General features: G+C 59.6%; 9 protein-coding genes. 6 read left to right on the top strand and 3 right to left on the bottom strand.

The features are described from left to right. Positions 1 to 9 precede the first annotated feature (9 nt). The 5 genes from AC1ATL_RS05615 to AC1ATL_RS05635 all read left to right on the top strand — a co-directional run bounded on the left by AC1ATL_RS05615 (position 10) and on the right by AC1ATL_RS05635 (position 8,859). On the top strand, positions 10 to 3,192 hold the full coding sequence (locus AC1ATL_RS05615; protein ID WP_476569156.1) for a type I restriction endonuclease subunit R, EcoR124 family: 3,183 nt from the start codon (positions 10 to 12) through the stop codon (positions 3,190 to 3,192). 11 nt (positions 3,193 to 3,203) lie between these two features. Next, a complete protein-coding gene (locus AC1ATL_RS05620) occupies positions 3,204 to 3,950 on the top strand; it encodes a helix-turn-helix domain-containing protein (protein ID WP_003808894.1) in 747 nt (248 codons plus the stop codon). 223 nt (positions 3,951 to 4,173) lie between these two features. Beyond that, positions 4,174 to 4,986 (top strand): histidine phosphatase family protein, encoded by an 813-nt coding sequence (locus AC1ATL_RS05625; RefSeq protein WP_038444356.1) that lies wholly within the window; start codon positions 4,174 to 4,176, stop codon positions 4,984 to 4,986. 158 nt (positions 4,987 to 5,144) lie between these two features. Continuing rightward, positions 5,145 to 6,434 (top strand): uracil-xanthine permease family protein, encoded by a 1,290-nt coding sequence (locus AC1ATL_RS05630; protein ID WP_411949509.1) that lies wholly within the window; start codon positions 5,145 to 5,147, stop codon positions 6,432 to 6,434. Between the two features lie 253 nt (positions 6,435 to 6,687). Then, the gene (locus tag AC1ATL_RS05635; RefSeq protein ID WP_476569352.1) at positions 6,688 to 8,859 is read left to right on the top strand and encodes a DEAD/DEAH box helicase; all 2,172 of its coding nucleotides are present in this window, start codon (positions 6,688 to 6,690) and stop codon (positions 8,857 to 8,859) included. A gap of 123 nt (positions 8,860 to 8,982) precedes the next feature. Here the strand turns inward: AC1ATL_RS05635 and AC1ATL_RS05640 are convergent, their stop codons facing one another. From AC1ATL_RS05640 to AC1ATL_RS05650, 3 genes are all read right to left on the bottom strand, one after another. Further along, entirely contained in the window at positions 8,983 to 10,821 is a 1,839-nt protein-coding gene (locus AC1ATL_RS05640; protein ID WP_476569159.1) for an AMP-dependent synthetase/ligase, read from the bottom strand. Between the two features lie 77 nt (positions 10,822 to 10,898). Next, positions 10,899 to 11,687, bottom strand: a complete 789-nt coding sequence (locus AC1ATL_RS05645) for an ABC transporter permease (RefSeq protein WP_432623955.1) — start codon at positions 11,685 to 11,687, stop codon at positions 10,899 to 10,901. Beyond that, entirely contained in the window at positions 11,684 to 12,421 is a 738-nt protein-coding gene (locus AC1ATL_RS05650; protein WP_476569162.1) for an ABC transporter ATP-binding protein, read from the bottom strand. Before AC1ATL_RS05650 ends, AC1ATL_RS05645 begins: the two co-directional genes overlap by 4 nt. A 169-nt stretch (positions 12,422 to 12,590) precedes the next feature. Here AC1ATL_RS05650 and AC1ATL_RS05655 point away from each other — a divergent pair, with 169 nt between their 5' ends. Then, positions 12,591 to 13,988: an alpha/beta hydrolase-fold protein gene (locus AC1ATL_RS05655; protein WP_476569164.1), complete on the top strand. Its 1,398-nt coding sequence runs from the start codon at positions 12,591 to 12,593 to the stop codon at positions 13,986 to 13,988. The last annotated feature ends 42 nt before the right edge of the window (positions 13,989 to 14,030 follow it).

Below are 14,030 nucleotides of genomic sequence, written 5' to 3' on the forward strand. Positions count from 1 at the left end.
AGATGGAACATGTTCTACGATAAGGAATCGGATTTCGAAGACGATCTGGTCGCGGTGCTGAAACGCCATGGGTGGACCGATGGTGTGTTGGAATACCCGACTGAACAGGATCTCATCGACAACTGGGCTAACATCCTATTCGACAACAACAAAGGCATTGATCGCCTGAACGGGCAGCGCCTTACCAAGGGTGAGATGGCGCAGATCCTTGAACAGATCGAAACATTGCGCACGCCATTGGCGTTGAACTCCTTCATCAACGGCAAAACCGTGTCCATCAAACGTGACAATCCCGCAGACACAGCACATTTCGGTAAGGAAATCAGCCTGAAGATCTACGATCGCCAGGAAATCGCCGCTGGGCAAAGCCGGTACCAAATCGCAAGACAGCCGATGTATCCGGCAAAAAACAAAATGCTGAACGATCGTAGAGGAGACGTCTGCCTGCTCATCAACGGCATGCCGGTCATCCATATCGAACTGAAGAAAAGCGGCATTCCCATAAGCCAGGCCACCAATCAAATCGCCAAATACGCGCATGAAGGCGTGTTCACCGGGCTGTTCAGACTCGTGCAGGTCTTCGTGGCCATGAATCCGGATGATGCCGTGTACTTCGCCAATCCCGGTGAAGGCGATTTCAACAGCAACTACTTCTTCCACTGGGCTGACTTCAACAATGAGCCCATAGCGGCGAACAACCATGTCGGGCAGGATGAATGGAAGCGTTTCACATCTGATCTGCTATCCATTCCCATGGCACACCAGCTCATCGGGTTCTATACGGTCGCCGATTCCGCAGACGGATGCCTCAAAGTGCTACGCAGCTACCAATACCAGGCGGTGAACGCCATTTCCGACCGTGTACGCACCTGCAAATGGGATGAGCCGGTGCCAAGCGGCACGCCGGGCCGTCCGGGCGGTTATGTGTGGCACACCACTGGCTCGGGCAAAACCATGACCAGCTTCAAGGCTGCGCAGCTCATCGCTGGCTCGAAAGATGCCGACAAGGTGGTCTTCCTCATGGACCGTGTCGAATTGGGCACGCAGTCGCTGCTGGAATACCGGTCGTTCGCGGATGATGCCGATGATGTGCAGGGCACGGAAAACACGGATGTGCTCAAATCGAAACTGGCAAGCATCGACCCCAAAGACACGCTCATCGTCACCTCCATCCAGAAAATGAGCAACATCAAAGCGGGCGAGGGGCATATCACCGAAGAGGAAGTGAAGAAGCTCGCCGGCAAACGCATCGTATTCATTATCGACGAATGCCATCGTTCCACGTTCGGCGAAATGCTGCAGGATATTCGCCATTCCTTCCCGAACGCATTGTATTTCGGTTTCACGGGCACTCCGATTCATGAGGAGAACCGTAAGAAGGGCGCGACCACATCAATGGTGTTCGGCGATTGCCTTCACCGATACAGCATCGCCGACGGCATCCGCGATGGCAATGTGCTCGGATTCGACCCGTACATGGTGTTGACCTACCGAGACAAGGATGTTCGTCAAGCGGTCGCGTTGCAGAAAGCGAAAGCCGCGACGGTTGAGGAAGCCCAGGCAGATCCGGCGAAAGCTGAGGTGTTCTACCATTACATGGATCCGAAGCAAATGCCGATGGGACCCATGGAAACGCAGGCCGGAGAACATGTCAAAGGCATTGAGGACTATCTGACCGCAGCGCAGTATGCGCAAGGCACGCCACATGAAGACAAGGTCGTGGAGGATATTCTCGACCAATTCCCATTGCTGAGCAGAGGCAACAAATTCCATGCGATGCTGGCCACGAGTTCCATTCCCGAGGCGATCAGCTATTACCATCTGTTCAAGGAACGTGCTCCGCAGATGCACGTGACCGCGCTGTTCGACCCCAACGTCGACAATTCCGACGGCGCAATCCTCAAGGAGGATGCGCTTAAGGAAATCATCGGCGATTACAACGAACTGTTCGACAAGGATTTCATCATCCCCACATGGCCGAAGATGAAGAAAGACATCACCGCGCGGCTTTCCCACAAGCGTCCATACCTGACGGTCGACCAGCACCGTGAGAAACGGCTGGATCTGCTGATCGTGGTTGATCAGATGCTGACAGGTTTCGACTCCAAGTGGGTCAACACGCTGTACCTCGACAAAATCATCGACTATGAGAACATCATCCAGGCGTTCAGTCGCACGAATCGACTGTTCGGTCCCGATAAGCCTTTCGGAACTATTCGCTACTACCGCAAGCCACACACCATGAAGGGGTATATCGAAGCGGCGGTAAAACTGTATTCCGGAGACAAGCCGCTCGATCTGTTCGTGCAGAAACTGCCGGAAAACGTGCGCCTGATGGATGCGCGTTTCGAAGAAATCGCCTCCGTGTTCAGTGCCGGAGGCGTGGAAGATTTCATGCGACTGCCGGAATCGGTGGAGGCATGCCGCAAGTTCGCAAAACTGTTCGTGGAACTCAATGATTTCCTGGAATCCGCCAAAGTGCAAGGTTTCACTTGGGAACAGCAGGAATACTCCGTCACCCATGACGATGGATCCGTGGAGGTTGTGCGGCCGAAGCTTGATGAACGGACATATCTGATTCTTGTACAGCGGTATAAGGAAATGTTCAGCAGTGGCGAAGGTTCCGGCAGCGGTCCGGAAGCACCATATGAACTTGACGGCCATATCACTGAGATAGATACAGGATTGATTGATACGGATTACATGAACGCCAACTTCACCAAATGGCTCAAGGCGCTTGGCGGAGGCGATCCGGCCCTGTTGGCATCAGCCGAGGAGGAGTTGCATAAGTCGTTCGCTTCGCTCAGCCAAGAGGAACAACGGTATGCCGAACTGTTCATGCATGATGTGGAACGTGGCGAAATCGAGTTGGAGGAAGGCAAGACGCTACGCGACTACATCACATATTACGCGAACAGCGCCAAAAACAGCCAAGTGGAGCAAATCACCAAGGCGTTTGACGTGGATGGGGCGTTGCTCAACGAGATGATGCGGCTTGACCTTACAGAGACAACCCTGAACGAATTCGGACGATTCGACCGGTTGAAAGCGTCGGTTAACAGGTCTTTGGCAAAGGCGTTTTTCGATAAGCCGGATAGTCCGGTCTCCCAATTCACGGCGAATCTTCTCGCCACGAAGCTGCTGAAGAGCTTTATCCTTGAGGGAGGATTCGATTTGGACGATCGGAAATAGCGGGGAGAAGCATGGCTGTTGTTGACGAAGCGAAGCTGAGATACTTGGACTTCCTCTCCCGCGAGGATCGTGTTCGGCACCACCGGTACGTCGAGGAGATGAAACAGTACGACATGATGCGTTCCGGCGACATCAACGCCATCGCCGAAAGCACACGTCTGTGGGACTCCGGACTGTACGGCTACCTGTCGGACGATCCGCTCAAAAACGCGAAATACCGGTTCGTCACCACCATCACGCTCGCCACACGTTTCGCCATCGAAGGCGGTATGGACGAGGAGGACGCCTACAACGCCTCCGACCTGTACATCCAGAACCTGGAAAACTGCAAAACGCCCGACGACGTGCGCCGCCTGCACACCGACATGATGACATTCTTCACATGGGCCATGGCCGACATGCAGAAGGCGGAAACACATTCCAAAGCCGTCAACGAATGCCTGGACTACATCCACTACCATCTGCATGAGAAAATCACCGTGCCCATCCTCGCCGAGCATGTGCATCTGAATCCCACGTATCTGTCGGAGCTGTTCAAACGCGAAACGGGCACGGCCATATCGCAATACATCACCGACAAGCGTATGGAAGCGGCCGAGAACATGCTCAAATACTCGGAATACAGCTTCGACGAGATCGCCCAGATCCTCGCATACCGGTCGCAAAGCCACTTCTCGAAGGTGTTCAAAAAACATTCCGGCATGACGCCGGGGGAGTACCGCACCAAGTACGCGCAGAACGGCATCTGGCCGGAGTGATTGCGATCACGGCGTCTACCACGCCGGTTGCGGTGAACCGCCGGTGACGGCACCGCGAAATTCGGGTGTGCCAATCGTGAAATCGACGTGTCCGCGCGTGCGAAACACGCGCGAATCAGCTACGGTGGAAGCATTCAATGATGATGCGCGCCACCGGCCGAATGAACGGCGGAACAAGGAACGTGCGCGCAGGATGTGGATGAAAGCGAAGGAATAAACGAATATGGGAATGCCCCTTGATCTGTATGTGATCCGACATGGCGAGTCGGAGGCGAACGTCATCATCAGCGCCGGCGAACAGGGTGACAACTCGCTGTATACGCAGGACAATGTCACCGTGCCGGACCGTTCGTGGAGGCTCACCGCCACCGGACGCAAGCAGGCCGACTGCATCGGCCGTTGGCTCGTCGCGCAGCAGCCGCTGTTCGACCGCTACCTCGTTTCGCCGTACGTGCGTACGCGTGAGACGGCGGCCACGATGGCCCTGCCGAAAGCGAAATGGGAGGAGACTCGCGTGCTGCGCGAACGCTCCTGGGGTGAGATCAACACCATCACGAAGGACGATTTCAAAACCAACTACGCGCGCAACTGGATGTTCAAGAACACCGATCCGCTGTACTGGCGTCCGCCGGCGGGCGAGTCCATCGCCGACGTGGCCGAGAACCGCGTGCACAACCTGCTCACGTCCCTGAACCGCAAATCCGATGCGGAATCCGTGGTGATGGTCAGCCACGGCGACCTCATGCTGGCGCTCATGCTCACCTTGGAAGACCTGTCCGACGAGGAATTCATGCACCGTGCGGCCTCCGACGAATGGAAGATCACCAACTGCACGTGCTTCCACTATTCGCGCCGCGACCCCGCCACCGGACGAACGCACAAGCGGTTCCGTTGGGAGCAGACGGCGCGTCCCGTACTCGACGAGACGGATGGTCGCTGGGTGGTGAAAGTGGATGATTGGCGTGAATTCAAGCGTCCCGTGCTGTCGAACGGCGATTTGGTGGACGTGGTGCACGCCGTCGACCGTCACCTGTGACGGCTGCCGGTATACGTTTTGTGACTGCGATTTAGCCCCCTATCGCTCTGTGGGGCGTCACGTATCGGCGCTTCCGCTACAATGGCGTGTGATTGCGCGGCGCGCGTTCTTGTTGCGCGTCGTAAAGAGAGTTAGGAGACAATCGCATGTCCAATCCAATCGCGGGCCTGTTCACGTGGAAGCTCCACGGCGACGGCAAAACGCTGAAGCCCGGCGAGGTCGTCGAACCTGACGAGAGGCTGACCTGGCCGCGCACCGCGGAAATCGGCGCGCAGCACGTCATCGCCATGTTCGGCGCCACGTTCCTGGTGCCGATTCTGACCGGTTTCGACCCATCCACCACCCTGTTCTTCACGGCCATGTCGACCGCGCTGTTCCTGCTGATCAACAAGAACATGCTGCCGAGCTACCTGGGCTCGTCCTTCGGCTTCATCGCCCCGATCGCGGCCGTCGCCAGCGCCCACAAGGGCCTCGCCGTCGCATCCTTCGGCATCATGGTCACCGGCATCCTGCTGGCCCTGATCGGTGTGCTCGTCCATTACGCGGGCGCCAAGTGGATCGACATCATCATGCCGCCGGTCGTCAACGGCGCCATCGTGGCCATCATCGGCTTCAACCTGGCTCCGAGCGTGTGGAACAACTTCAAAGTCGCTCCCGACACCGCCATCGTCACCCTCGTCGCGGTGCTGCTCGTCGCAGTGCTGTTCAAGGGTCTGCTCGGCCGACTCAACATCCTCATCGGCGTGATCATCGGCTATGCGTACGCCTGCTTCCGTGGCCAGGTCGACTTCTCAGCCATCGGCAAGGCCGCGTGGATCGGTCTGCCGGAATTCCGTCTGCCGCAGGTCGACTTCACCATCCTGCCGATGTTCATCCCGGTCGTGCTCGTACTCGTTGCCGAAAACGTCGGCCACGTCAAGTCCGTCTCCCAGATGACCGGCCGCGACTATGACGACCAGATCGGCACCGCGCTGTTCGCCGACGGTCTCGGCACCACCATCGCCGGTTTCGGCGGCGGCTCCGGCACCACCACCTACGGCGAGAACATCGGCGTGATGGCTGCCACCAAGGTCTACTCGACCGCCGCATACTGGTGCGCCGCCGCGTTCGCGCTGATCCTGAGCCTGTGCCCGAAGTTCGGCGCCATCATCAACACCATCCCCGCCGGCGTGCTCGGCGGCGTGACCACCCTGCTGTACGGCATGATCGGCATGGTCGGCATCCGCATCTGGGTTGAGAACAAGGTCAACTTCGACAAGCCGGTCAACGTCATGGTGGCCGCCATCACCATGATCATCGCCGTCGGCCAGTTCGAGTTCGCCTTCAACGGCATCTCCTTCAACGGCATCGCCATCGGCACCGTCGTCATCCTCGTCGCCTACCACGGCCTGAAGGCCATCGGCAAGGCGACCGGCACCATCGCCAAGGACGATCCGGACATACTGTGACGCAAGACGCGTCCAGACAGTTCAAATGGACCACGAAGCGCCCGCCGACAAGTAGCCGACGGGCGCTTCGCCGTATCTGCTGCGTCCGCATATCGCGTGAATGATGTCATATGGCGATTCCGGCCTGCAGACCGTTCCACCTTCCCAGACCGGTCCCATACCGGGAAAGTATCGGGCGTGGGCTATTGTTAATAGGTTTGCGCAACGTGCGCAATGTTTGACATGAAAGGCCATTGTGCCCGATACCGCTGTTATTGAAAATGAAGATGCCCTCGCCTCCGATTTCGATGAGACCGGCGAGGAGGAACGTCCACTGACCTTCGCCGAACTTGGAGTTCCCGGCCCGCTGGTCCGCGTGCTCGCGGCCGACGGCAAGAAAACCGCTTTCCCGATCCAGGCCGACACGCTTCCTGATTCCCTGGCCGGACGCGATGTCCTTGGCCGTGGCCGTACCGGCTCCGGCAAGACCTTGGCGTTCTCGATTCCGCTGGTCGCCCGTCTGGGGGAGGTGGATGCCGACGATTACGAGAACATGAGCCAGTTCCGCCATGAGGTGGAGCAGGTGCGCAAGGGTCATGCCGAGGAGCGTCGTGCCGATGATTTCCTGCCGCACCCCCGCGGCCTGGTGCTGGCACCGACACGTGAGCTGGCCAACCAGATCAACGACGTGCTGATGCCGCTCGCCCAGATCTACGGCATGACCACCACCACGGTGTACGGTGGCGTGCGTTATGCCCGTCAGATCCGCGATCTGCGGGCCGGCGCCGACATCGTGGTCGCTTGCCCCGGACGTCTTGAGGACCTGCTTGAGCAGCATGCGTTGACGTTGGAGAAGGTCGAGGTCGCCGTCATCGACGAGGCCGACGAGATGGCCGACATGGGCTTCCTGCCACCGGTCAAGCGACTGCTGGGACAGGTGTCGTTCGACGCGCAGATCATGTTGTTCTCCGCTACGCTCGATCACGGTGTGGACGAGGTCGTGAACACGTTCCTTACCGATCCGAAGGTGCACAGCGTCGACTCCGCCACGGCCGCGGTCGACGAGATGACCCACCACGTGTTCGAAACCACGCAGGGCGACCGTCACGAGCTGGTGCGCACCCTCGCTTCCGGCAAAGGGCGCCGCATCCTGTTCACCCGCACCAAGTTCCAGACGCAGAAGCTTGCCAAGGATCTGACGAAGAACGGCATTCCCGCCGCCGAACTGCACGGCAACCTGAGCCAGAACCAGCGCGACCGCAACCTCGCGGCTTTCGAATCCGGAGACGTGAACGTCATGGTCGCCACCGACGTGGCAGCTCGCGGCATCGATGTATCCGGTGTGGAGCTTGTGGTCCAGGTGGAGCCTCCGGAAGACCCGAAGTCCTTCCTGCATCGTTCCGGACGAACCGCCCGCGCCGGCCATTCCGGTGACGTGGTGACCATCGTGCTGCCCAACCAGCGTCGACGCACCCGTCGTATGCTGCACGAGGCTGGTTTGAAGATCAAACCGATCGAAGTGACCCACGACTCCCCGGAAGTGTTGGAATTGGTGGGCGAACCGGCCGAACCGCGATTCGGATGGACTCTTGAGCAGTCCCAGCCGGCCGGAAATCCCCGTCGCAGAAAGAACGGCAAGGGCGGCAACGGTTCCACGGAAAGTGGCGAACGTTCCGGACGTGCCAACCGTTCCGGCGGACGCAACAAGGATCGGGGCAAGGACAAGGGCGGCAAGCCATTCAAGTCCGAACGCAGGAACCACGACGGCCGAGGAAAGCAGGAGGAACGCGCTGGCCGCGATGAGCGCGAACAGCGTTTCGAACCGAAGCAGAACCGTGCCGAGCGTCGCGCGGCCAAATTCGAAGGCCGCGACAACCGTGAATACGAGGCGCGCGAACATCGCTGGGAACATCCCGAGATTCAGGAGGAGCGTCGCGAGCAGCGTGAGGCGAAGCGTAACGATAAGCGCCGTGAGAAGTATGCGCGTCTGCATGAGCAGCAGCGCGCCGAAGCGGCCGCGCAACGCGAATCCGACGATCGTCGGCATCGTTCCGACGATCGTTCCGGCCAGCGTGGCAAGAATAGCGGAAAGCAGTTCTCCAAAAAACAGGGAGTACCCACCAAAAAGCAGCGCAAGGCTGAAGCTCGCAACGAACGTCGTCACGATGACGAACACCGTTCCAATCGCAACGTGCGTCCGGATCGTGACGAACGGTCGCAGGGAGGCAAGCGCATCCATCGCAAGCCGATCCGCGTGATTCAGGACGAGCGCGGCGAGGACGCGAAACGCCATGATCGTCGTATGGAAGCCAAATACGGCAACCATGACGAGTCCGGCCGCCGCGGTGGCCATGGCGAGCGTCACGACAAGCATGCCGGCGAACGTCAAGGCAGGTCGTATCGCCGCCACGCGAACATCCGCAAGGCGCCATTCCGCACACGCTGAGCTCTGGGCGCCATACGACGAAGGGGGTGGTTCATCGCATCAAAGATTCGATACGATGAGCCACCCCTTCGTCTGTTAGTTGTGAATCTGTTCGCCGCGAAACCGTGACTACCGAAACTGGGACTACTTCTTCTTCGGCGTATAGATCACGGTGTCGATCAATGTGCGGTAGTGGGCCACAATTTGTGCCCTGCGCGTCTTAAGACTCGCGGTGAGCATGCCATTCTCCTGGGTGAAGCGGTCCGGCAGGATCTCGAACTTGCGGATCGATTCAGCGCGGGAGACGCTTTCGTTCGCCTGATTGACCGCACGTTCCACTTCGGCATGGACGATCGGATTCGCGGCCAGATCAGACAGTGATTCGGCCGGCTCCGCTCCGCGCGCCTTCAGCCAGGTGTTCGCATCGGCGAGGTCAAGCGTCACCAATGCCGCCACGAACGGTTTGCGATCGCCGATCACCAGGCATTGGTCGACGACCGGGGAGGTCATGACGGATGCTTCGAGCTGGCCGGGGGAGACGTTCTTGCCGCCGGCGGTGATGATCAGATCCTTCTTTCGGCCGGTGATATGCACGAATCCATCCTCGTCGATATCGCCCAGATCACCGGTGTGCAGCCATCCGTCGGTGATCTGCTGGGTGGTGATGTCGGGATTGTTGTGGTACCCCATGCACACACTGCCACCCTTGACGCACAGCTCCCCATCGTCGGCGATTCCGGCGGTCACACCGCACAAAGGCTGTCCTATGGTGCCGATGCGGTTGTTCTCCGGCAGACTCACACAGACCGGACCGCAGGTTTCGGTCATGCCGTAGCCTTCAAGCAGGGGCATGCCGATGCCATTGAAGAAGTGCGAAAGCTCGGGATCCATCGGCGCGCCGCCGGTGATGGCGAAGTCGGCGTTGGGACCGAAGATGGTGCGGATCTTCCGGTAGACGATACGTTCGTAGAACGCGTGGGCCACGCGGGTCGGCACCGACGGCTTGCGTCCCTCCTGCTGAGCCCGCGACCAGTCCTTTGCCGTCTTCGTGGCACGGACGAACAGTTTGCCCGCCACACCGCCGCCCGCGCGCTGCGAAGCGGCGTTGTACACCTTTTCGAACACGCGGGGGACCGCCAGCAGCAAGGTCGGGCCGAAGGACTCAAAATCCTTCACGATGGTCTTCATGTCGCCGCTGAGACCCAGCTGAAGCGTGCCGGCGAAACTCAGCAGCGCCATGAAGCGCGCGAACACATGGGACAGCGGCAGGAACAGCAGCAGACGGCGATTGGGAATGTTGCAGGCCCTGGGCATATACTGTTTCGCCGATTCGCACAGATACGCCATGTTGCCATGCGAGATTTCGATGCCCTTCGGGGCTCCTGTGGAGCCGGACGTGTAGACGATGGTCGCAAGATCATCGCCATGGGTGGCGTTCTTCCGGTTCCAGAATTCCTCGTCGGAGACACCTTTGCCGAATTCGACGATGGTGTCCAACGCGTCGGCGTCGAACATGAGCACGTCACGGAGTGTGGGCGCCTCATGACGAATCGATTCGACCTTGTCGCGTTGCGCGTCATCCTCGGCGACGGCGAGCACCACATTGGAATCGTTGAAGATGGTGCGGATCTGCGTGGCGGAATTCGTCTCATACACGGGAACGGTGAGGGCTCCGACGGCCATGACCGCCATGTCCAAAGCCGTCCACTGCCAGCTGGTGTGCGCGATGATGGCCACGCCCTCACCCTTGCGCACACCCCAGCCAATCAATCCCTTGGCGATGTCGATGACTTTCCGGCGGAACTCCTCCGCGCTGAAGGAATGCCATGCGCCGTCGTCCCCCTTGTATTCGACCATCGAACCGTTCGGATTCGCGGTGGCACGCCTGTCGAGGAAATCGAAAAGATTGATGTCCTGATTAATCGGCTGCTTCAACGGCGTCGTGTATTGCTTGGAGATGATGGTTTCTGCTTGTTCTGCCATACCCGACACTGTACGCGCGCCACTCGTCACCTCATCGCAAAACGGTGGACGATTCGAAGGATAATGTGCATCTGACGCTACCGTTCCACCGGATTGTACTGGTCGATCGCGGTGAAACAGCGTTTGTAGACGATCAGCATGATGATGCTGTCGGCCATCAATGTGAGCGCCGCGATGCTTGCGAGGACCATAAACTGGTATTTCGCCGCATCGATGGGATTCCCTCCGGCGATGATCTGACCGGCCATCATGCCTGGAACCGTCACGATTCCGGCTGAGGCGAGCGACGCGGTGGTGGGCATGAGACCCAGGCGGATGGAAGAGACGATGCTTGGACGAGAGGCCTCCCATGTGGTGGCTCCCAGGGCGAGCAGTGTGTCCACTTCGTCGCGCCGCTCCTTCATGCTTTCGAAGAACCGGCTCAATCCCACGGCAAGCGCCGAGACGGTGTTGCCCAGCAGCATGCCGGTCAGCGGCACCACCAGTTGCGGTGCGTACCATGGCTGCGGACGGATGATGAGCTCGGTGACCAACGAGATCATGATGAGCATAGTCACGACCAAGCTCAGGAACACCGGGCCGGCAAGGCCTTTCGGCACGCCCTTCGCACGAGAGAGGGTGATCTGCACGGCCGCGATGAGCATGAACGCCACGAGCAACAGCACCAGCCAGGGATTGCCCGAACGTATGACGTACTCCATGATGAAGCCCATCGCGCACAACTGCAGCAGCGCACGGCAGGCCGACCAGAGCAGCGTACGTCCGATGCCCATGCGCATGATCTCGGATATGCCGGCCGCGATGGCCACCATGACGAGTGCCACGATGAGACCCCAGATGTCAATCGCATAGTAATTGCCGTTCATGCCACGTTCCCTTCCGAATCGTCGTTTTCGGTGTCGGTCATGACCTGTGCGAGCGTCCCGTCGGAAAGACGCATGATACGTGACGCACGACCGTCCGGCTGCCGATGCCGGATACGGACGATCGCCATGCCGTCCGTGGCCGCGCCGGCAAGGATCGACGCCACCTTCTCGGCGTTCTCGTCATCCAACCCGGCATCCACCTCGTCGGCGAGCAGGACCTTGGGATTCGTCAGCAGCGTCCGTGCAAGACTCACGCGTGCCGCTTGGCCGCCCGACAGGTCATGTGGTGGACGATCCAGATCGATGTCCTCGCATCCCATATCGTCCAGCGTCTTTCGGATTTTGGCGTCCGGTAGAACGTCGGTGGGAGGCATCTTGCGCGAACCCGGTTTCGACGACTGCCGTACGGCAAGCGTGAACGGAAGCCGAATCGCCTGCGCCACCGTCTCACCGAGAAGCACCGGTTTCTGCGGCAGATACGCGACCTGCGCGCGCCACTGTTGCGGGGTGAAATCATCAACGGAACGGCCCAAAAGACGGTACTCGCCGTCCGCGCGCGGATTGAGCCGTGCGAAGGCGGTAAGCAACGAGCTTTTGCCTGCGCCGGACGGTCCTACCAGGTCCACGATCTCGCCGGCATCGATGGCGAACGACAGTCCGGAGAAAATGGTGCGGCGCTCGCCGTCGACCATGATCGAACAATGCACGTTCGATGCTTCGAATATGTGTGTCATAGTCAAAACCATACGCCGAGAGTGAACGTTCCACGGCGGTTTCAGGGTTTTCCCTGAACCCTTGCGCGAAATCAGTCCCAAGAACGACCCGCATCCGAGGCTTCGCGTACTACAACTGTCGGGTTGTAGGAAAAGTTGCAGGAAAACCAATGCGTTGGGGATGGAAGCTATGCGTCAGTGGCTGATGAATGTGAGCCTGGTCGAAGGATGGCTGCCGACGGTGGTGTTTGCCATCGCCGTGACGTTGGCCGTGACGTTGCTGGTCGGCGCGATCGGCGGACGAAACGGACGGGATGGGCGGAGCGGACGCATCCGGCTGATCGTGTTGCCGTTGGTTGCGGCTGCGATTTCCGGAGCGGCCGGTTATACGCTCACATGGCTGCTGTCCGACGTGTTCGTGGTTTTCGGCGTCGGATTGGGACCTCGTGTCATGGCATGGGCGGGCGTGGGATTTGCCGCGGTCGGATTCGCGGCCACGCACATCGCCCTGCGCAAAGGGATGATGCGTGCGGCCGCGGCGCTGCTTGTCGTATCCGCCATATCGGCGGTGGCGATCGGCATCGACCAATCGTACGGTGAATACGCCACCATCGGCTCGCTGTTCGGTGACGATTCCTATAGTCAGGCCAATCTGACCGGACTGGTCAAACGCAAGAACCTCATTCCCGTATCCCAGTGGCGCAGACAGGTGGCCGGCGACGCCATCCGGAACATCCCGTCGAACGGAACGGTGAGCAAAATCGACATTCCAGCCGCGGAATCGCATTTCAAGGCGCGTAAGGCGCTCGTCTATCTGCCGCCGGCGGCGCTCGCGAAAGGGAAACTCAAGCCGGCTCTGCCGGTCATCCTGATGATGAGCGGCCAGCCGGGCAGTCCGGGCCGCGCCTTTCAGGCCGGCGGCATCCAAACCATGATGGACGGATACGCGAAGGACCATGAGGGGCTCGCCCCCATCGTCATCGCGGCGGACCAGCTCGGAGACGACTCGCACAACACGCTGTGCGTGGATTCGAAGGTGTACGGCAATGCGTTCACCTATCTGACCCGGGATGTGGTCGATTGGGTGAAGAACAACCTTCCGGCCGCGCAGGACGCCAAGGACTGGGCCATCGCGGGATTCTCGCAAGGCGCCACGTGCTCCCTGCAGATCGGCGTGAACCATCCGGAGCTGTTCGGCACCATGATTCCCACCGACAGTGAGATCGGCCCGACCAACGGCACTAGACAGGAGATGATCGACCGTTTCTTCGAGGGCAATGCCGAAGCCTACGAAAGCCAAGTGCCGGTCAATGCCATCCGTGACCACTCGCCCGCCCAGCAGACACTCATCATGGGCGCGGGAGAGGAGGATGCCACCTCCGTGCGCAACATCAGAACGATTGCTCCGGTCGCGGCCAAAGCCGGCATGCATGTCACCGCCGTCGAATCGATCGGCAATGCGCACGACTGGCATGCCGTACAGGACGTGCTGCGTTATGGGCTCGCCGTGTTCGGCTACGACACCGGGCTTTCCGGCGTGAGACCGAGCCTGTCCGATTATCCGAACCTCAAACGTGTCTCGGTCTGACCGACAGCCGTATAGGACAAGCCGCGGAAATCGCCAAACGTA

The sequence above is a fragment of the Bifidobacterium sp. LH_743 genome, assembly GCF_056355775.1.

Excerpts from the sequence above, each read along its gene's own strand:
- AC1ATL_RS05615 (WP_476569156.1), top strand. The coding sequence starts at position 10 with ATGTTCTACGATAAGGAATCGGATTTCGAAGACGATCTGGTCGCGGTG.
- AC1ATL_RS05620 (WP_003808894.1), top strand. The coding sequence starts at position 3,204 with ATGGCTGTTGTTGACGAAGCGAAGCTGAGATACTTGGACTTCCTCTCC.
- AC1ATL_RS05625 (WP_038444356.1), top strand. The coding sequence starts at position 4,174 with ATGGGAATGCCCCTTGATCTGTATGTGATCCGACATGGCGAGTCGGAG.
- AC1ATL_RS05640 (WP_476569159.1), bottom strand. The coding sequence starts at position 10,821 with ATGGCAGAACAAGCAGAAACCATCATCTCCAAGCAATACACGACGCCG.
- AC1ATL_RS05645 (WP_432623955.1), bottom strand. The coding sequence starts at position 11,687 with ATGAACGGCAATTACTATGCGATTGACATCTGGGGTCTCATCGTGGCA.
- AC1ATL_RS05650 (WP_476569162.1), bottom strand. The coding sequence starts at position 12,421 with ATGACACACATATTCGAAGCATCGAACGTGCATTGTTCGATCATGGTC.
- AC1ATL_RS05655 (WP_476569164.1), top strand. The coding sequence starts at position 12,591 with ATGCGTCAGTGGCTGATGAATGTGAGCCTGGTCGAAGGATGGCTGCCG.